The sequence below is a fragment of the Kitasatospora sp. NPDC028055 genome (genome assembly GCF_040637885.1).
In the GTDB taxonomy this organism is placed as follows: domain Bacteria; phylum Actinomycetota; class Actinomycetes; order Streptomycetales; family Streptomycetaceae; genus Kitasatospora.
The window spans coordinates 1-19,055 of the sequence record NZ_JBEZXE010000002.1 but is presented as its reverse complement, the minus strand read 5'-3'; the positions used below and the strand labels follow the sequence as shown (position 1 = coordinate 19,055).

Sequence of the window (19,055 nt, the reverse complement as noted above, 5' to 3'; positions counted from 1 at the left end):
GAGCGGGCGGGGACCACGGGCCGCGTCGTCGTGCCGGCAGGTGGTGGGCGAGAATGGTCGGAGCTCCCGGTCGTCGGGCTGCTCCGCACCGAGGAAGGGCGCCACCGCGCATGACCACCAATGAACCGGGTCCCAAGCACGTTCCGGTGATGCTGCAGCGGTGCATGGACGCGCTGGCGCCGGCGATCTCCCGCCCGGGTGCCGTGGTGGTCGACGCGACCCTGGGCCTCGGCGGCCACAGCGAGGCGCTGCTGACCCAGTTCCCGGAGGTCCGGCTGGTCGCGGTGGACCGCGACCCGCAGGCGTTGAAGCTCTCCGGTGAGCGGCTGGCCCCCTTCGGCGACCGGGCCACGCTGGTGCACGCGGTGTACGACGAGATCCCCGAGGTGCTGGAGCGCCTGGGCATCGACCGGGTCGACGGCATCCTGTTCGACCTCGGCGTCTCCTCGATGCAGCTGGACGAGGCCGACCGCGGTTTCGCCTACGCCCAGGACGCGCCGCTGGACATGCGGATGGACCAGACCCGGGGGATCAGCGCGGCCGAGGTGCTGAACACCTACAGCCACGGCGACCTGGCCCGGATCCTCAAGGTGTACGGCGAGGAGCGGTTCGCCGGGAAGATCGCCTCGGTCATCCTGCGGGAACGGGAGAAGGAACCGTTCACCAACAGCGCGCGTCTGGTCGAGTTGGTGCGCAACGCCATTCCGGCGGCGACCCGCCGTACCGGCGGGAACCCGGCCAAGCGGACGTTCCAGGCGCTGCGGATCGAGGTCAACGGCGAGCTGGAGGTCCTGGACCGGGCGATCCCGGGGGCACTGGACGTCCTGGCGGTGGGCGGCCGGATCGCGGTGATGTCGTACCAGTCGCTGGAGGACCGGCTGGTGAAGCAGTACTTCGCCGCCGGAGCGACCAGCACCGCCCCGCCGGGGCTCCCGTTCATCCCGGAGGAGCACCAGCCCTGGCTCAAACTGATCACCCGCGGTGCCGAGCTGGCCACCGAGGAGGAGATCGAGGAGAACCGGCGCGCCGCGCCCGTGCGGCTGCGGGTGGCGGAGAGGATCAGGGACCGAAGCAAGCGGGGCTGAGGAACGGCTCCGGCGGGGTCCGAAGGGTGGAGGAGAACGGTGGGGCCGGTGGCCGGTGAGGTCCGGGCGGGGCGGGGAGGACTCCCCGGACAGGGCAGGGCGCGGATCACGGTCCGGCCGGGGCGGCGGCCCGTGCGCGGGCGCACGCCGTTCGCGGTGCTCGTGGTGGTGCTGCTGGCGGCGGGGCTGCTCGGGCTGCTGGCGCTGAACACGGCGCTCAACGAGGGCTCCTTCGAACTGTCCCGGCTGCAGAAGCAGACCACCAAGGCGACCGACGAGCAGCAGAGCCTCCAGCACGAGATCGACCAGAGCTCGGCCCCGGACGCACTGGCCAAGCGGGCCGGCGAACTGGGCATGGTCCCGGCTGGCGGGATGGCCTTCCTGGACGTGCCGAACGGCGGCAAGGTGCTCGGCACGCCCGGCCCGGCGCAGGACAGCCCGCCGGTGAAGAAGTCGACGGTCGATCCGTGGCCGACGAAGCCCGCGCCGGCCGCGCAGAGCCCGGCCCCGGCGCAGAGCCCGGCCCCGGCGCAGCCCTCCGGGCAGCCGTCCGGCTCGCCGAGCGCCCAGCCCCCGGCCCAGCCGAGCCCCTCGGCGCCGCCGACCCCGGCGGCCTCGGCCGGTGACTCGGTGATCCAGCTCAACCCGGTGACGACCGCGCCGGCCCAGCACGGGGGTGGTACCCGATGACGACGCCTCGTCAGCCGTCCGGCTCCGGCTCGGGGTCCGGCTCCGGCCGCCGTCAGCCGCCGCGCAGCGGTACGGCCCGGCCGGTGGCCGGGCGCGGCCAGCCCGCGAAGGGGCAGCCGGCCAAGGGGCAGGCCGCCCGCGGCCAGTCCGGCAAGGCCCAGCCCGCGAAGGCCCAGCCGCCGAAGGCGCAGAGCCCGAAAGCCCAGCCCGCCAAGGGCCAGCCCACGCGCGGCCAGTCGGCCAAGGCGCAGCCCGCCAGGTCCGGCTCCGTCGGCCGCACCCCGCGGGCGCCGCAGCAGCGCCGCCCGGAGGGCCGTCCGCCGGCCCGCAGCCAGGCGGCCGTACGACCGCGCCCGAAGTCCAGGCTGCCGCACCGCCCCAAGGCGCTGCGGCTGGCCGAACCGAAGCGCCGGCTGCGGGTGATCACCGTGGTGCTGTCGCTGGTGTTCTCGGTCTTCGCCGGGCGCCTGGTGCAGCTCCAGCTGGTGGACGCCGACGCGCTGGCCGCCGACGCGAACACCAACCGCTACCAGAACATCCCGATCACCGCCGAGCGCGGCTCGATAACGTCCTCCGACGGCGTCGCCCTCGCGGCCACCGTGGACGCGTACGACATCACCGCCGACCCGGCGATGTTCACCCCCGAGGCGACCGGCATCCCGGACGCGCCCGAGCAGGCGGCCGCGCTGCTGTCGCCGATCCTCGGCGTGGCCAAGGAGAGGATCGCCGCCGACCTGCACACCCCGAAGACCCGCTACAAGCGGCTCGCCGCGCAGCAGACCCCGGCCGCCAAGAGCCAGATCAGCGACCTCAAGACCGGCCTGGAGAAGAAGGCCGGTTCGCGCGCCTGCCAGGCCCAGCGGAAGCTGCTCGGCAAGCCGGCCGACCAGGGCGGGCGCACCCGGGTGGACAACGAGTGCGCCAACCCGCTGGCCGGGGTGTTCAACCGGGAGACCCAGAAGCGGATCTACCCGGCCGAGGGGCTGGCCGCCAACCTGGTCGGCTTCGTCAACGGCGAGGGCGAGGGCGCCGGCGGGCTGGAGCTGCAGTACCAGAAGCAGCTGGCCGGCAAGGACGGCCACAGCAGCTACGCCCAGGCGGGCGGGCGGCTGGTGCCCACCGCCGGCGGCTCGATGGACCCGGCCGTGCCCGGCAGCGACATCAAGCTGACCATCAACCGGGACATCCAGTGGGCCGCCCAGCGGGCGATCACCGACCAGGTGGCCAACTCCGGCGCGGAGAAGGGCTACGTGGTGGTCCAGGACGTGAAGACCGGCCAGGTCATCGCGATGGCCTCCGCGCCCGGCTTCAACCCCAACGACCTGAGCCTCGCCAAGCAGTCCCAGATGGGCAACCCGGCCCTGGTGGACGCGTACGAGCCGGGCAGCACCGCCAAGCTGATGAGCCTGGCCGCCGTCCTGGACACCGGCAAGGCCAACTGGGACACCAAGGTGACGGTGCCCTACCCGCTGATCCGGGCCGGGCAGGAGTTCAAGGACGACGTCGTGCACGGCACCTGGTACCTGACCCTGGCCGGGGTGCTCGCCAAGTCCTCCAACATCGGCACCATCGAGGCGGTCGAGACCCTCGGCGACGGCGACCAGCTCAAGGCCAACCAGATCCTGGACGGGTACCTGCGCAAGTTCGGGGTGGCCCAGCCGACCGGGCTGAACTTCCCGGGGGAGACCGCGGGCAAGCTCAAGAAGCCGGAGGACCTGGTCGCCTCGGAGAAGTACAACATCTCCTTCGGCCAGGGCCCGATGCAGATGAACGCGCTCCAGGCCACCTCGGTGTACTCGACCATCGCCAACGGCGGGGTGCGGGTCGCGCCCAGCATCGTCCAGGGGATCACCGGGCCGGACGGCAAGTACGTCCCGACCCCGGCCGGCGAGCAGACCCGGGTGGTCAGCGAGCAGACCGCCAAGACCCTCACCTCGATGCTGGAGTCGGTCGTCGACGACGAGCAGGGGACCGGCGGCAAGGCCGCGATCCCCGGCTACCGGGTCGCCGGGAAGACCGGCACCGCCAACCGGGGGGCCGCCGACGGCAAGGGCTACGACGGCTACACCGCCTCGTTCATCGGCTTCGCGCCCGCCGACGCCCCCCGCTACACCGTCTCCTGCACCCTCCAGGGCCCGGTCAACGGGCACTTCGGCGGCCAGCTGTGCGGGCCGGTGTTCAAGCAGGTGATGGAGTTCACCCTGAAGACCATGCAGGTCCCGCCGAGCGGGAGCCAGGCACCGAACCTGCCCGTCGAGTGGAAGCCGTGAACGAGGATGAGCAACCAGCGGGCCGGTGCGGACGGCGGCGCGGCGAGGGCCCGGTTTGGCCCTGGGCACCCTTCGGCGGATAGCCTTCCCGCCGTGCCGAAACCCGATCAAACCACCGTGAGTCCGCCCCGCCCGACCGGGACCGCCGCTCTGCCGCTCGCCGAGCTGGCGTCCCGGCTGGGTCTGCCGCCCGTCGAGGGCGCCGCCGTCACCGGTGTCACCCACGACTCCCGTGCGGTGCGCCCGGGCGACGTGTACGTGGCCTTCCCGGGCGCCAACCACCACGGCGCGGCCTTCGCCGGCCAGGCCGCGGCGGCCGGCGCGGTGGCCGTGTTGACCGACCCGGCCGGCGCCGAGCTGGCGGCGCCCGCGGGCCTGCCGCTGCTGGTCGTCGACCGGCCGCGGGCCCGGATGGGCGAGCTGGCCGCGATCGTCTACGGCCACCCGTCCGAGCGGCTGCTGATGCTCGGGCTGACCGGCACCAACGGCAAGACCACCACCTCGTACCTGGTCGAGGGCGGTCTGCGCGGCGCCGGGCGGGTCCCGGGTGTGATCGGCACCGTCGAGATGCGGGTCGGCGAGGAGCGGATCAAGAGCGAGCGCACCACCCCCGAGGCCACCGACCTGCACGCGATCCTCGGCGTGATGGCCGAGCGCGGCGCGGATGCGGTGACCATGGAGGTCTCCAGCCACGCCCTGGTCTTCGGCCGCACCGACGGGGTGGCGTACGACGTCGCGCTGTTCAACAACCTCACCCCCGAACACCTCGACTTCCACCCGGACATGGAGGACTACTTCCAGGCGAAGGCCCGGCTCTTCCAGCCCGGCAAGTCCCGCCACGGTGTGGTCAACCTGGACGACGAGTACGGCCGCCGGCTCGCCGCCGAGGCCAAGATCCCGGTGACCACCTTCTCCGCGACCGGCGACGCCGGGGCGGACTGGCGGGCCGTGGACGTCCAGCTCGGCCCGATCGGCTCCACCTTCCGGGTGGTCGGTCCGGACGGCGCCGGGGCCGACGCCTCCGTCCCGCTGCCCGGCCCGTTCAACGTCGCCAACGCGCTGGCCGCGATCACCGTGCTGGTCGCCGCCGGGCTGCCGCTGGAGCGGGCGGTGGCCGGGATCGCCGCCGTCCCCGGCGTGCCGGGCCGGCTGGAGCGGGTGGACGGCGGGCAGCCGTTCGTCGCCGTGGTGGACTACGCCCACAAGCCGGACGCCCTGCAGGCCGTCCTCGCCTCGCTGCGCGAGGTCACCAAGGGTCGGCTGCACGTGGTGGTCGGCTGCGGCGGCGACCGCGACCCGCACAAGCGCGGTCCGATGGGCGCGATCGCCGCCCGGCTCGCCGACACCGCCCTGCTGACCAGCGACAACCCGCGCAGCGAGGACCCGCTGGCGATCCTCGCCAGCATGCTGACCGGCGCCGCCGCGGTGCCCGAGGCCGAGCGCGGGGACGTCCTGGTCGTCCCCGACCGGGCGGAGGCGATCCGGCTCGCGGTCACCCGCGCCCGGGCCGGGGACACCGTGCTGGTGGCCGGCAAGGGCCACGAGCTCGGCCAGTACGTCCGAGACGAGATCCGCCCCTTCGACGACCGGGAGGTGCTGCGCGAATCCATCGCGCGGACCACGGCCGACCGGGGCGACCGAGGAGTAGAGCAGCAGTGATCGCACTGACCCTCGCCGAGGTGGCCGCCGCCGTCGGCGGCACCCTGGACGGCGCCGCCCCGGACACCCTGGTCACCGGCCCGGTCGAGGTCGACTCGCGGAAGGTGAGCCCCGGCGGCCTGTTCGCGGCCTTCGTCGGCGAGCACGTGGACGGCCACGACTACGCGGCCGTCGCGGTCGAGGCCGGCGCCGTCGCGGTGCTGGCCTCCCGCCCGGTCGGCGTGCCCGCCGTCCTGGTCGACAGTGTGGTGGAGGCCCTCGGCAGGCTGGCCCGCACCGTGGTCGCCCGCGCCGCGGGCACCGCGGTGGTCGCGCTGACCGGCTCGGCCGGCAAGACCAGCACCAAGGACCTGATCGCCCAGCTGCTCCAGCGCCACGGCGAAACGGTCTTCCCGCCCGGCTCGCTGAACAACGAGATCGGCCACCCGATGACCGCGCTCCGGGTCGAGGACAGCACCCGGCACCTGGTCATGGAGATGGGCGCCCGGCACAAGGGCGACATCGAGTACCTCACCTCGATCACCCCGCCGCGGATCGGCCTGGTGCTGAACGTCGGCACCGCCCACCTCGGCGAGTTCGGCTCCCAGGAGGCGATCGCCGAGGCCAAGGGCGAGCTGGTCGAGGCGCTGCCCGCCGACGGCGCCGCGATCCTGAACGCGGACGACCGGCTGGTGCGCGCCATGGCCTCCCGTACCAAGGCGAAGGTGGTCCTGTTCGGGGAGTCCCCGGACGCCCACGTCCGGGCCACCGACGTTCGCCTGGACGCCACCGGACGGCCATCGTTCACGCTCACCACCCCGGCCGGTTCCGCACCCGTGCAACTGCGCCTGTACGGTGAGCACCACGTCTCGAACGCCCTCGCCGCCGCCGCGGTGGCGACGGAGCTCGGGATGACCGTCGACGACACCGCGGCAGCCCTGGGCGAAGCGGGTGCGCTGTCCCGCTGGCGCATGGAGGTCGTCGACCGGGCCGATGGTGTCACCGTCGTCAACGACGCCTACAACGCGAACCCCGACTCGATGCGGGCCGCGCTGCGGGCGCTGGTCTCGATGGGCGGCCGCGGTCCGGAGCGCCGCCGCACCTGGGCGGTGCTCGGCGAGATGCGGGAGCTCGGCGAGGAGAGCCTGGCCGAGCACGACGCCATCGGGCGGCTCGCCGTCCGACTCGACGTCACCAAGCTGGTGGCGGTGGGTGGACGCGAGGCGGCCTGCATGGAACTCGGTGCGAGGAACGAAGGTTCGTGGGGTGAGGAGTCGGTGCTGGTGTCCGACGCGGACGCGGCGGTCGAACTGCTGCGCAGTCAGCTTCGGCCGGGGGATGTGGTCCTGGTGAAGGCGTCCCGTTCGGTGGGGTTGGAGAAGGTGGCCGAGGCCCTCCTGGCGGACGGTGCTGCCCGATGATGAAGCAGATCCTCTTCTCCGGGATGATCGGTCTGATCCTCTCGCTGGTCGGCACGCCCGCCCTGATCAAGCTGCTCGCGCGAGGGGGCTACGGCCAGTACATCCGTGACGACGGCCCCAAGGCGCACCACAGCAAGAAGGGCACGCCCACCATGGGCGGCATCGCCTTCATCCTGGCGACCCTGATCGCGTACTTCGCCACGAAGGCGATAACGGGCGACAGCCCGACCGCCTCCGGGCTGCTGGTGCTCTTCCTGACCGCGGGCCTCGGCCTGGTCGGCTTCCTGGACGACTACATCAAGGTCGTCAAGCGCCGTTCGCTCGGCCTGCGGGCGAAGGCGAAGCTGGCCGGCCAGTCCATCGTCGGTCTGGTGTTCGCCGTCCTGGCGCTGCAGTTCCACGACGACCGCGGGCTCAGCCCGGCCTCCCAGTCGCTGTCCTTCGTGCGCGACTTCAAGTGGTCGATCGGCCCGGTGCTGTTCGTCATCTTCGCGTACTTCATGATCGCGGCGACCTCCAACGGCGTGAACCTGACGGACGGCCTGGACGGTCTGGCCACCGGTGCCTCGGTGATGGCCTTCGGCGCCTACACCTTCATCGGCGTCTGGGAGTACACCCAGAGCTGCGCCTACTTCATCTCCGCCACCGGCGCCTGCTACGACGTCCGGGACCCCCTGGACCTCGCGGTGGTGGCCTCCGCCCTGATGGGCTCCTGCTTCGGCTTCCTCTGGTGGAACACCTCGCCCGCCAAGATCTTCATGGGCGACACCGGCTCGCTCGCCCTCGGCGGCGCCCTGGCCGGTCTGGCGATCTGCTCGCGCACCGAGCTGCTGCTGATCCTGCTCGGCGGCCTCTTCATGATCATCACCCTGTCGGTGATCATCCAGGTCGGCTCCTTCCGGATGACCGGCAAGCGCGTCTTCAAGATGGCGCCACTGCAACACCACTTCGAACTCAAGGGCTGGAGCGAGGTCCTGGTCGTGGTCCGGTTCTGGATCATCCAGGGTCTGTGCGTGGCCGTCGGCCTCGGCCTCTTCTACGCGGGATACCGGACCGGATGACGACGAATCCTGACTTCTCGAACCTGCCCGTGGTGGTCGCCGGACTCGGCGTCTCGGGCATCAGCGCCGCGCGCGTCCTGAACGGGCTCGGCGCGAGCGTCACCGTGGTCGACGGCGGCAGCGGCGAGGGCCTGCGGGCCCGCGCCGCCGAGCTGGAGGCCCTGGGCGTCACGGTGCGCCTGGGCGACGGCGCGAGCCTGCCCGAGGGCACCGCACTGATCGTCACCTCGCCCGGCTGGGCCCCCGACAGCCCGCTGTTCGCCGCCGCCGCGGCGGCCGGCGTGCCGGTCTGGGGCGACGTGGAGCTGGCCTGGCGGCTGCGCAGGCCGCTGCCGGGCACCGGCGAGCCCGCCCCCTGGCTGGCCGTGACCGGCACCAACGGCAAGACCACCACCGTCCAGATGCTCGCCTCGATCCTCGCCGCGGCCGGCAAGCGCACCGCCGCCGTCGGCAACGTCGGGGTCTCGGTGCTGGACGCGGTGCTCGCCGAGGAGCCGTACGACGTGCTCGCCGTCGAGCTCTCCAGCTACCAGCTGCACTGGGCGCCCTCGCTGCGCCCGTACTCGGCGGCCGTGCTCAACCTGGCCCCGGACCACCTCGACTGGCACGGCTCGATGGAGGCGTACGCCGCCGACAAGGGCCGGATCTACGAGGGCAACGTGGTGGCCTGCGTGTACAACCTGGCCGACCCGGCCACCGAGGCGCTGGTCATGGCGGCCGACGTCGAGGAGGGCTGCCGGGCGATCGGCTTCGGCCTCGGCGCGCCGAGCCCGTCGAACTTCGGCGTGGTGGACGGCCTGCTGGTGGACCGCGCCTTCGTCGAGGACCGGACCAGGAACGCGGCCGAGCTGGGCGCCGTCGAGGACGTCAACCCGCCGGCCCCGCACAACATCGCCAACGCGCTCGCCGCGGCGGCGCTGGCCCGGGCGTACGGGGTCGACCCGAAGGCCGTCCGGGAGGGCCTGCGGGCCTTCCGCCCGGACGCCCACCGGATCGCCGAGGTCGGTACGGTCCGCGAGGTCACGTACATCGACGACTCCAAGGCCACCAACACCCACGCCGCGGCGGCCTCGCTGGCCGCCTACCGGCCGATCGTCTGGATCGCCGGGGGACTGGCCAAGGGCGCGACCTTCGACGACCTGGTCCAGGGCGCGGCCGAGCGGCTGCGCGCGGTCGTGCTGATCGGGCAGGACCGGGCGCTGATCCGCGCGGCGCTGGAGCGACACGCTCCGGATGTGCCGGTGATCGAGGCGGCCGAGGGCCAGACTGGCGCGGTGGCGATGACCGAGGTCGTTCGAACGGCCGCGTCGCTCGCCCGATCGGGTGACACGGTGCTGCTGGCCCCGGCCTGCGCCTCGATGGACATGTTCACCAACTACGGCGAGCGCGGGGACCTGTTCGCGGCGGCCGTCCGGGAGCTGGCGGACTCCGGCGAGTGAGGCTGGGCTCCGGCGAGTGAGCCGAAGGGCCGCGCCGACGCCGAAAGGGAGAAGCGAGGAGGCCCCGAGGAACGAGGGGCATCGGAGCGACGACCGTCGGCGTCGGGCCGGAGCGGCCCGGAGGCGAACGAGCCGCAGAAGAGGGAGAGCGGGGAGCGGTGGCGGGGCAGGGCAGGGCGGATTCCGGTACGACCGGGCAGGACACCGCCGAGCCGTGGCGAGTGATCTCCGCCACCACGACCAAGTACAAGTCGGCCGGTCCGCTGGGGCGGTTGCAGGCCTTCCGGGCCCGCGTCCGCTACTGGCTGGACCGGCCGCTCACGCCGTACCTGCTGATCGTCGGCACGACCCTGCTGCTGGTCGTGCTCGGTCTGATGATGGTCTTCTCGGCCTCGCAGATCCTGGCGCTGAACCAGCACCACACCGCGCAGTACTACTTCCTCAAGCAGCTGATCGCGGCCATCCTCGGGCTGGTCCTGCTGGCCGGCTTCGCCTCCGTCCCGGTGGCGGTGCTGCGGGTGATCGTCTACCCGGTGATGTTCGGGGTGATCGGCGCCCTCGCGCTGGTCGCGGTGCCCGGCATCGGGGTGCGGATCAACGGCAACCAGAACTGGCTGGACTTCGGGTTCTTCCAGTTCCAGCCCTCCGAGTTCGCCAAGCTCGCGCTGGTCCTCTGGGGCGCCGACCTGCTCGCCCGCAAGCAGAAGGCCGGCACCCTCACCACCTGGAAGCACCTGCTGGTCCCGCTGGTGCCCGGGGCCCTGCTGCTGCTCGCGCTGATCATGATCGGCGGTGACATGGGCACCTCGATGATCCTGGTGGCCATGGTGTTCGCGCTGCTCTGGATGGTCGGCGCACCGCTGCGGCTGTTCGTGGCCACCGTCGGGGTGGCGGTCGTGGTCTGCACCGCCCTGGTGATCACCGTCCCGCACCGGGCCGAGCGCCTGGGCTGCATCGGCGTCACCAAGCTCGACCCGGACGGCGCCTGCTTCCAGGCCCTGCACGGCGTCTACTCCTTCGCCCTCGGTGGCGGCTTCGGCACCGGCCTCGGCGCCGGCGTGGAGAAGTGGGGCCAGCTGCCGGAGGCGCACACCGACTTCATCTTCGCCGCGACCGGCGAGGAACTCGGTCTGGTGGGGACGCTGTCGGTGATCGGCCTCTTCGCGGCACTAGGCTACGCGGGTATCCGTGTGGCCATCGGTACGAAGGACCCCTTCGTCAGGTACGCCGCGGGAGCCGCCACCACCTGGATCATGGCGCAGGCCATGATCAACCTGGGGTCGGCGCTGGGACTGCTGCCCATCGCGGGCGTCCCGCTCCCGCTGTTCTCCTACGGCGGTTCCGCCATGCTGTCGGCCATGTCCGCGATCGGAGTGCTGCTGTGCCTGGCACGCAGCTCCTCGGGCGCGAAGGCGGCCCTGGCCGCCCGGAACAAGAACTCCCGGATCAGGAAGCGACTGGCCCGGGTGCTGCCACGACGACGAACCACAGCGCGCGCGGTCCCCGGACCGGCACGCAGGGAGCGGTGAATTTCGGTGCATGTCGTACTCGCCGGCGGGGGGACCGCCGGTCACATCGAGCCGGCCATGGCCCTCGCGGACGCACTCCGCAGGCACGACCCGTCCATCGGGATCACCGCCCTGGGCACCGAGAAGGGGCTGGAGACCCGACTGGTACCCGAGCGCGGCTACCAGCTGGAGCTCATCCCGGCTGTGCCGCTGCCCCGCAAGCCCACCCCCGAACTGATCACCGTCCCCGGCCGGCTGCGCGGCACCGTCCGGGCCGCCCAGGAGATCATCGAGCGGGTCAACGCCGACTGCGTGGTCGGCTTCGGGGGCTACGTCGCGATGCCCGCCTACCTGGCCGCCAAGCGGGCCGGCGTGCCGATCGTCGTGCACGAGGCCAACGCCCGCCCCGGCCTGGCCAACAAGATCGGCGCCCGTTACTCCGACTTCGTCGCGGTCTCCACCCCGGACAGCAAGCTGCGCGACTCCCGGTACATCGGCATCCCGCTGCGCCGGACCATCGCCACCCTGGACCGCAACGCCACCCGGCCGGAGGCCCGCCAGTACTTCGGCCTCGACCAGCGGCTGCCCACCCTGCTGGTCTCCGGCGGCTCCCAGGGCGCGCGCCGGCTCAACGAGACGATCACCGCGATCGCCCCGCGGCTGCAGCAGTACGGCGTGCAGATCCTGCACGCGGTCGGCCCGAAGAACGAGCTGCCGCAGACCGCCGACGTCCCCGGGATGCCGCCGTACCGCCCGGTGCCGTACATCGACCGGATGGACCTCGCCTACGCGGCCGCCGACCTGATGCTCTGCCGGGCCGGCGCGATGACCGTCGCCGAGCTGGCCGCGGTCGGCCTGCCCGCCGCCTTCGTGCCGCTGCCGATCGGCAACGGCGAGCAGCGGCTGAACGCCCAGCCGATGGTGAAGGCCGGCGGCGGCCTGCTGGTGGACGACGCCGAGCTGACCTCGGACTGGGTGCTGCAGAACGTGCTGCCGGTGCTCACCGACCCGCAGCGGCTGTGGGACATGAGCCGGGCCGCCGCCGAGTTCGGCCGCCGGGACGCGGACGACCTGCTGGTCGGCATGGTGTACGAGGCGATCCAGGCACACCGGGGCGGTCGCCGTCGTGGCTGACGGCCGGCCCGCCGGCTCACCCCCGGCCGCCGGCCGGGGGTACTCCCACGAGGAGGACGAGTTCGGGGACGAGGAGTCCGCTCCCCGCCTCCGGCTCTCCCGGCGGGGCGTCGTGGTGCTGAGCGCGCTCGGCGCCGCGGTGCTGGGCGCGCTGGCCTGGGTGGTGTTCTTCTCCTCGTTGCTGGACGTGCGCGACGTCGCCGTCCAGGGCGCCGCGGACGAGAAGCTGACCTCGGACCAGGTGCGCGCGGCCGTCGGCGGGCTCGCCGACGGCCCGCTGGCCCGGGTCGACCTGGACGGCGTCCGCCAGCGGGTCGAGGCGATCCCCCGGGTGGCGAAGGCCGAGGTCTGGCGGGGCTGGCCGCACACCCTGCAGGTCAAGGTGGTGCAGCGGACGGCGGCCGCCGCCGTCAAGGGGGATGACGGTCAGTTCACCCAGGTGGACGCCGCAGGCGTGAGCTTCGCCACCGAGGCGGCCCCGCCGGCGGGCGTGCCGGTGGTGGAGCTGCGGCTCAGTCAGTCCGCGAAGGACGTGGACGGGGTGATCTCCCGGGGACAGTTGGTGCAGGGCGCGGTGACGGTGGCCGCTGGGCTCCCGCCGGAGATCGCCAAGCGGGCCGGATCGGTCCTGGTGCACTCCTACGACGACATCGAACTGCAGCTCAGCGGGGGTGCGACGGTGCGCTGGGGGAGTCCGGACCAGACCGACCGAAAGGCCCGGGTGCTGCTCGCACTGATGAAGCAGAAGGGCAGCAACTTCGACGTGACGGCGCCGGAGGCGCCGGCGGTGTCCGGCTGATCCGCTAGATTCTCTGCCCGAGGGAGGGGTTGACGCTTCGGAGTGTCGGCCCGACCCTTGGTGGTCACCCCGGTTTCCATTGCCGGCCGATGATCACATAGGCTCAAAAGAAAAAGGGAAGCTCGGCGTGTTCGTTGAAACGCGTGCCCGGAGCCACCTAGTGTCCTGTGTCACCAGACTGTGTCCATTGGTGATGTGACGGAGACACAGGACTAACCCTAAAGGTCAAGTTTAGGGTTGGGGTCGGCGGTCGGCATTTCGGACATTCAGTCAGAAACCAGGCTCCCTACCCATCGACATCCGTCGACACGGCCCCCCGCTGGGGCGGGTCGACCCGGAAATTCGAGGCGAGAGGCCTTCGACGTGGCAGCACCGCAGAACTACCTCGCAGTCATCAAGGTCGTCGGAATCGGCGGCGGTGGTGTCAACGCCATCAACCGGATGATCGAGGTCGGTCTCAAGGGCGTCGAGTTCATCGCGATCAACACCGATGCGCAGGCCCTCCTCATGAGCGACGCCGACGTCAAGCTCGATGTGGGCCGTGAACTCACCCGGGGCCTCGGCGCCGGCGCCAACCCCGAGGTCGGCCGCAAGGCCGCCGAGGACCACCGCGAGGAGATCGAGGAGGTCCTCAAGGGGGCCGACATGGTCTTCGTGACCGCCGGCGAGGGCGGTGGCACGGGCACGGGCGGCGCGCCCGTCGTCGCCAACATCGCCCGCTCGCTGGGCGCCCTGACCATCGGCGTGGTCACCCGCCCCTTCACCTTCGAGGGCCGCCGCCGGGCCAACCAGGCCGAGGACGGCATCGCCGCCCTGCGCGAAGAGGTCGACACCCTCATCGTGATCCCCAACGACCGGCTGCTGTCCATCTCGGACCGCCAGGTCAGCGTGCTCGACGCGTTCCGCTCGGCCGACCAGGTCCTGCTCTCCGGTGTCCAGGGCATCACCGACCTGATCACCACCCCGGGCCTGATCAACCTCGACTTCGCCGACGTCAAGTCCGTCATGTCGGACGCCGGTTCGGCGCTCATGGGCATCGGCTCGGCCCGCGGTGAGGACCGCGCCAAGGCCGCCGCCGTGATGGCGATCTCCTCGCCGCTACTGGAGGCCTCGATCGACGGCGCCCGCGGCGTGCTGCTGTCCATCTCGGGCGGCTCCGACCTCGGCCTGTTCGAGATCAACGAGTCGGCCCAGCTGGTCAGCGAGGCCGCCCACCCCGAGGCCAACATCATCTTCGGTGCGGTCATCGACGACGCGCTCGGCGACGAGGTGCGGGTCACCGTCATCGCCGCCGGCTTCGACGGCGGCCAGCCGCCGGCGATCGTCCGCGACCCGGTGGTGAAGTCCACCACCCCCGCCGCCCCGGCGACCCCGCCGGCCGCCCCGGAGCGCCCGGCCGGCCGGCCGTCCTACGGGAGCATCGGCTCGGTGACGTCCCGTTCGGAGGGGGAGGCCCCGGCCGCCCCGGCACGTTCGGCCGAGACCTCGGCCACCACGACCGCCGCCGCCCCGGTGCCGCCGCAGGTGCAGCCGGCCCGGCAGCCGTTCGTGGAGAGCCCGGCCGAGGAGCTCGACGTGCCGGACTTCCTTAAGTGATCGATCACGCGGTTCGCGCCGGTGCTCACTTCGCCTTCACCGATCGGTGGGGCGGGGTGAGCACTTCGCCGTACGGGGAGCTCAACCTCGGCGGTGCGGTGGGCGACGACCCGGAGGCGGTCCGGGAGAACCGGGCCGTCGCGGCCCGGGAGCTGGGGATCGACCCGGCCGACGTGGTCTGGATGAACCAGGTGCACGGCGCCGAGGTCGCCGTGGTGACGCAGCGCCAGCCGCTCGGGCAGGCCCCGACGGTGGACGCGGTGGTCACCGACCGCCCGCTCGCGCTCGCGGTGCTGACCGCGGACTGCACCCCGGTGCTGCTGGCCGACCCGGTGGCGGGCGTGGTGGGCGCGGCCCACGCGGGCCGGCCCGGGCTGGCGGCCGGAGTGGTGCCCGCGGTGGTGCGGGCGATGGTCAAACTGGGGGCCGAGCCGGCGCGGATCACCGCCGCCACCGGCCCCGCGGTCTGCGGCCGCTGCTACGAGGTGCCGGCCGGGCTGCGCGCCGAGGTGGCCGAGGTCGTCCCGTCGGCCTTCGCCGAGACCTCGTGGGGAACCCCGGCGCTGGACGTGCCGGCGGGGGTCGCCGCCCAACTGGCCGCGGCGGGGGTCACCGAACTGGTGCGCTCACCGGTCTGCACCCTCGAATCCGCCGATCACTTCTCCTATCGTCGCGAGCAGCGCACGGGTCGGCTCGCGAGCTACGTCTGGTTGGACTCTGATCACTGATGACGAACGACATCTACGGACCGTTCCCGGGGAGCAGGCAGTTCTCGGAGGCTCTGACGAACGGCCAGCGGGCCCGGTACGAGCAGCTCGGGACCAACCTCGAAGTGGTCGAGCGCCGGATCGCGGACGCCTGTGCGGCGGCCGGACGCCCGCGCGAGGACGTCAGCCTGATCGTCGTCACCAAGACCTACCCGGCCGAGGACACCGCGCTGCTGGCCGGGCTGGGTGTGACGGACGTCGCGGAGAACCGCGACCAGGACGCCGCTCCCAAGGCGGAACAGTGCAGAAACCTTCCTCTTAGTTGGCACTTCGTCGGCCAGCTCCAGACCAACAAGGTCCGCTCGGTGGTCCGCTACGCGAACCACGTGCACTCGGTGGACCGGCTGCGGCTCGTCGAGTCGCTCTCGGCGGCCGTGCTCAAGTCCGAGCGTCCGGAACTGGGCTGCCTGGTGCAGGTGGCACTGGACAAGGAGCACGGGGAGGGCGCGCACCGGGCCGGGGTCGCCCCCGAGGACGTCGCCGAACTCACCGACGCGATCGCCGACGCGCCCGGGCTGCGCCTGGACGGTGTGATGACGGTCGCTCCGCTGGCCGGCCCGCTGGCCGGAGACCCGGTCCGGGCCTTCGAGCGGCTGGCGGAAATCGCAACCGCCGTACGGGCGGCCCATCCGGCTGCCACCATGGTCTCCGCAGGCATGAGCGGCGACCTTGAGCAGGCGATTGCCGCCGGAGCGACACATGTACGCGTCGGAACGGCGGTACTCGGAGTGAGGTCACCCCTCGGGTAACGTCACCGGGTAGTAGATCAGACTGCAGGACAAAATAGGACAGAAGCTAGCAGCTTTCCGAAGTGCTAGCCAACCGTGGATCGCAGCTCCGCGGCCCCAATCCCACGAACTCTGACGGCGCGTCGCCTTGACGGGCCGTCGTGGGCGGACCGCGGAATCCGCAGGCAGGGCCGCGGCCCGCCCGCTGGGACGGAGCCGGTCCACCACAAGCGGAGGAGACAGGAGCATGGCCGGCGCGATGCGCAAGATGGCGGTCTACCTCGGCCTCGTGGAGGACGAGACGTACGACGGCCAGGGGTACGACCCCGACGACGACTACGACGCGGACCCCGAGCCGATCCGCACGGGGCAGCGGACCGAGGACATTCCCCGGCCGGCAGCCGCCCCCGCGCCCGCCCCGGTCTCCTCGATCACCCCGCAGCCGGTGCCGGCCGCGGTGCCGATCCGGCAGGAGACCCCGAGGATGGCCCCCGTGTCGTCCATCACACCCGAACGCCGCCACAACCTGGAGAAGAGCGCCCCGGTGATCATGCCCAAGGTCGTGAACGAACGAGAGCCCTACCGCATCACCACGCTGCACCCCCGGACCTACAACGAGGCCCGTACCATCGGGGAACAGTTCCGCGGCGGGACCCCCGTGATCATGAATCTGACCGAGATGGACGACACGGACGCCAAGCGGCTCGTAGACTTCGCCGCTGGACTCGTCTTCGGTCTGCACGGCAGTATCGAGCGCGTGACACAGAAGGTGTTCCTGCTGTCGCCTGCTAACGTCGATGTCACGGCGGAGGACAAGGCTCGGATCGCCGAGGGTGGGTTCTTCAACCAGAGCTGACCCGGCCACGACTTTACGTGTGGATCTGATCAACAGTGGTTGGCGACAGGTGACGAGCGGCGGGCCCCAGGGCCCGGGACCGGGGAGAGGGAAACGCGATGGACATCGTGTGGGCGGTGCTCTACTACGCCCTGACCGTCTTCCTGGTGTTCCTGCTCGTGCGACTGGTCATGGACTGGGTCTTCCAGTTCGCGCGTTCGTGGCGGCCGGGCAAGGCCATGGTCCTGGTCCTGGAGGCCACGTACACTGTCACGGATCCGCCGCTCAAGCTTCTTCGGCGGTTCATCCCGCCGTTGCGTTTCGGGGGCGTGGCGCTCGACCTGTCCTTCTTCGTACTGATGATCATTGTGTATGTCCTGATCTCGCTTGTGCACCCCTAGTCGTAGGTGAGCGATGCGACAGGATGCCGGTGTGCCGACGATCACGTTGAGGTGAAGAGATGCCATTGACCCCCGAGGACGTTCGGAACAAGCAGTTCACGACCGTCCGCCTGCGTGAAGGCTATGACGAGGACGAGGTCGATGCCTTCCTCGACGAGGTCGAGGCGGAGCTGACCCGCCTCCTCCGGGAGAACGAGGACCTGCGGGCCAAGCTGGCCGCCGCGACTCGCGCCGCCGCGCAGAACCAGGCCAACATGCGGAAGGAGCCGCCGCAGGACGCCCAGCGTCCGGCCGCTCCCGTCCCGGCCGCCATATCCGGCCCGCCGGTCCCCGGCCAGCAGGGTCCGGGTGGCCCGCAGCAGATGGGCCCCGGCGGCCCGCAGCAGATGGGTCCGGGTGGTCCGCAGCAGCAGCAGCAGATGGGCAACCAGCCCCTCGGCCTGCCGTCCGGTGCGCCGCAGCTCCCGGCCGGCCCGGGTGGTCCGATGGGCCCCGGCGGTCCCCAGCAGATGGGCCAGACCATGGGCGGCCAGCAGCAGCTGGTCCAGCCGATGGGCGGTCAGATGCTCCAGCCCATGGGCGGTCCCGGTGGCCCGCAGCAGATGGGCAACCCGATGGGCCAGGGCATGGGCCAGCAGCAGCAGATGCAGCCGATGGGTGGCCCCATGGGCGGCCCGCAGCAGATGGGCGGCCCGCTCGGCGGCCCGATGCAGCAGCAGCAGGGCCCCGGCGGCGACAGTGCCGCCCGTGTGCTGGCGCTCGCCCAGCAGACCGCCGACCAGGCGATCTCCGAGGCCCGTTCCGAGGCCAACAAGATCGTCGGCGAGGCGCGCAGCCGGGCCGAGGGTCTGGAGCGGGACGCCCGGGCCAAGGCCGACGCCCTGGAGCGGGACGCGCAGGAGAAGCACCGCGTCGCGATGGGGTCGCTGGAGTCCGCGCGGGCCACGCTGGAGCGCAAGGTCGAGGACCTGCGGGCGTTCGAGCGTGAGTACCGCACGCGCCTGAAGTCGTACCTGGAGACCCAGCTGCGTCAGCTGGAGTCGCAGGCCGACGACTCGCTCGCGCCGCCGCGGATCCCCGCCACCGCGTCGCTGCCGCCGGCGGCGTCGTCGATGGCTCCGGCCGGTGGGGGGTCGATGGGCTCTGCGCCGTCGTTCGGTGGGAACCAGCCTTCGTTCGGTGGCAACTCGCCGTCGTTCGGGGGGCAGAGTTCCTTCGGTGGGAACCCGCCGGCGCCGAGCTTCGGTGGGCAGCAGGGTGGGAACGGTGCGCCGCAGATGCAGCCGGCCGGGATGACCCAGCCGATGGCGGCCGTGCGGCCGCAGCCGCCGCAGCCGATGCAGCAGGCTCCGGCGCCGATGCGGGGCTTTCTGATTGACGAGGACGGCGACAACTGAGGTTGTAGCTGGGGTTTTGGGGCGTCCCCTTTCTGGCCTTTGGGCTGGGGAGGGGGCGTCTTTTTTGTGTTCGGGGGCGGGGGGCTGATGCGGTAGGGGGCCGCTGCGCGGGGCTGGGGTGTGGGGGTGGGCTTTCGGGAGGGTGGGTGGGTCCGGGGGCGGTTCCGGGGGTGGGCGCTCCGGGGGCTGGATGATTTTCGGACCGCCGACTCTGTGGGTGGGGTGTTGGGCGCCGTTGGCGGTCTGAAAATCACCCGTCACGCCCCTCTCCGCACCCACCCCCTCC

The 19,055-nt window shown here is 72.2% G+C and carries 16 protein-coding genes; all 16 read left to right on the top strand.

The window, feature by feature from the left end; genetic code table 11:
* Positions 1 to 110: 110 nt before the first annotated feature.
* The 16 genes from rsmH to AB0F71_RS03950 all read left to right on the top strand — a co-directional run bounded on the left by rsmH (position 111) and on the right by AB0F71_RS03950 (position 18,769).
* Positions 111 to 1,085 carry a 16S rRNA (cytosine(1402)-N(4))-methyltransferase RsmH gene (gene rsmH / locus AB0F71_RS04025; protein ID WP_360227781.1) on the top strand — a complete coding sequence of 325 codons (975 nt, stop codon included), beginning with the start codon at positions 111 to 113 and terminating at the stop codon, positions 1,083 to 1,085.
* Positions 1,086 to 1,217: 132 nt separating this feature from the next.
* Complete coding sequence (locus AB0F71_RS04020; RefSeq protein WP_360227778.1) at positions 1,218 to 1,775, top strand: cell division protein FtsL; 558 nt, start codon at positions 1,218 to 1,220, stop codon at positions 1,773 to 1,775.
* Positions 1,772 to 4,045: a penicillin-binding transpeptidase domain-containing protein gene (locus AB0F71_RS04015; protein WP_360227775.1), complete on the top strand. Its 2,274-nt coding sequence runs from the start codon at positions 1,772 to 1,774 to the stop codon at positions 4,043 to 4,045. The genes AB0F71_RS04020 and AB0F71_RS04015 overlap by 4 nt, the downstream gene beginning before the upstream one ends.
* A 93-nt stretch (positions 4,046 to 4,138) precedes the next feature.
* Positions 4,139 to 5,704: a UDP-N-acetylmuramoyl-L-alanyl-D-glutamate--2,6-diaminopimelate ligase gene (locus AB0F71_RS04010; protein WP_360227772.1), complete on the top strand. Its 1,566-nt coding sequence runs from the start codon at positions 4,139 to 4,141 to the stop codon at positions 5,702 to 5,704.
* Positions 5,701 to 7,104: a UDP-N-acetylmuramoyl-tripeptide--D-alanyl-D-alanine ligase gene (gene murF / locus AB0F71_RS04005; protein WP_360227769.1), complete on the top strand. Its 1,404-nt coding sequence runs from the start codon at positions 5,701 to 5,703 to the stop codon at positions 7,102 to 7,104. The genes AB0F71_RS04010 and murF overlap by 4 nt, the downstream gene beginning before the upstream one ends.
* A complete protein-coding gene (gene mraY, locus AB0F71_RS04000; protein WP_350504707.1) occupies positions 7,104 to 8,165 on the top strand; it encodes a phospho-N-acetylmuramoyl-pentapeptide-transferase in 1,062 nt (353 codons plus the stop codon). The genes murF and mraY overlap by 1 nt, the downstream gene beginning before the upstream one ends.
* The gene (gene murD, locus AB0F71_RS03995; protein WP_360227766.1) at positions 8,162 to 9,604 is read left to right on the top strand and encodes a UDP-N-acetylmuramoyl-L-alanine--D-glutamate ligase; all 1,443 of its coding nucleotides are present in this window, start codon (positions 8,162 to 8,164) and stop codon (positions 9,602 to 9,604) included. The genes mraY and murD overlap by 4 nt, the downstream gene beginning before the upstream one ends.
* Before the next feature lie 263 nt (positions 9,605 to 9,867).
* Positions 9,868 to 11,133: a putative lipid II flippase FtsW gene (gene ftsW, locus AB0F71_RS03990; RefSeq protein ID WP_360228930.1), complete on the top strand. Its 1,266-nt coding sequence runs from the start codon at positions 9,868 to 9,870 to the stop codon at positions 11,131 to 11,133.
* 6 nt (positions 11,134 to 11,139) lie between these two features.
* Positions 11,140 to 12,246, top strand: coding sequence for an undecaprenyldiphospho-muramoylpentapeptide beta-N-acetylglucosaminyltransferase (gene murG, locus AB0F71_RS03985; RefSeq protein ID WP_360227763.1), 1,107 nt, complete (start codon positions 11,140 to 11,142; stop codon positions 12,244 to 12,246).
* Positions 12,239 to 13,045, top strand: coding sequence for an FtsQ-type POTRA domain-containing protein (locus AB0F71_RS03980; protein ID WP_360227760.1), 807 nt, complete (start codon positions 12,239 to 12,241; stop codon positions 13,043 to 13,045). Before murG ends, AB0F71_RS03980 begins: the two co-directional genes overlap by 8 nt.
* 363 nt (positions 13,046 to 13,408) lie before the next feature.
* Positions 13,409 to 14,641, top strand: a complete 1,233-nt coding sequence (ftsZ, locus tag AB0F71_RS03975) for a cell division protein FtsZ (RefSeq protein WP_360227757.1) — start codon at positions 13,409 to 13,411, stop codon at positions 14,639 to 14,641.
* Entirely contained in the window at positions 14,638 to 15,369 is a 732-nt protein-coding gene (pgeF, locus tag AB0F71_RS03970) for a peptidoglycan editing factor PgeF (RefSeq protein WP_360227754.1), read from the top strand. Before ftsZ ends, pgeF begins: the two co-directional genes overlap by 4 nt.
* Positions 15,369 to 16,157, top strand: coding sequence for a YggS family pyridoxal phosphate-dependent enzyme (locus AB0F71_RS03965; RefSeq protein WP_360227751.1), 789 nt, complete (start codon positions 15,369 to 15,371; stop codon positions 16,155 to 16,157). The genes pgeF and AB0F71_RS03965 overlap by 1 nt, the downstream gene beginning before the upstream one ends.
* A gap of 226 nt (positions 16,158 to 16,383) precedes the next feature.
* Entirely contained in the window at positions 16,384 to 16,992 is a 609-nt protein-coding gene (sepF, locus tag AB0F71_RS03960; RefSeq protein ID WP_030282899.1) for a cell division protein SepF, read from the top strand.
* 98 nt (positions 16,993 to 17,090) lie between these two features.
* Complete coding sequence (locus AB0F71_RS03955) at positions 17,091 to 17,372, top strand: YggT family protein (RefSeq protein WP_030282903.1); 282 nt, start codon at positions 17,091 to 17,093, stop codon at positions 17,370 to 17,372.
* 59 nt (positions 17,373 to 17,431) lie between these two features.
* Positions 17,432 to 18,769, top strand: coding sequence for a DivIVA domain-containing protein (locus tag AB0F71_RS03950; RefSeq protein WP_360227748.1), 1,338 nt, complete (start codon positions 17,432 to 17,434; stop codon positions 18,767 to 18,769).
* Positions 18,770 to 19,055 lie beyond the last annotated feature (286 nt).

Coding starts and splice junctions, on each gene's coding strand:
- mraY (WP_350504707.1), top strand. CDS start 7,104: ATGAAGCAGATCCTCTTCTCCGGGATGATCGGTCTGATCCTCTCGCTG.
- AB0F71_RS03950 (WP_360227748.1), top strand. CDS start 17,432: ATGCCATTGACCCCCGAGGACGTTCGGAACAAGCAGTTCACGACCGTC.
- AB0F71_RS03965 (WP_360227751.1), top strand. CDS start 15,369: ATGACGAACGACATCTACGGACCGTTCCCGGGGAGCAGGCAGTTCTCG.
- rsmH (WP_360227781.1), top strand. CDS start 111: ATGACCACCAATGAACCGGGTCCCAAGCACGTTCCGGTGATGCTGCAG.
- sepF (WP_030282899.1), top strand. CDS start 16,384: ATGGCCGGCGCGATGCGCAAGATGGCGGTCTACCTCGGCCTCGTGGAG.
- AB0F71_RS04015 (WP_360227775.1), top strand. CDS start 1,772: ATGACGACGCCTCGTCAGCCGTCCGGCTCCGGCTCGGGGTCCGGCTCC.
- murD (WP_360227766.1), top strand. CDS start 8,162: ATGACGACGAATCCTGACTTCTCGAACCTGCCCGTGGTGGTCGCCGGA.
- AB0F71_RS03955 (WP_030282903.1), top strand. CDS start 17,091: ATGGACATCGTGTGGGCGGTGCTCTACTACGCCCTGACCGTCTTCCTG.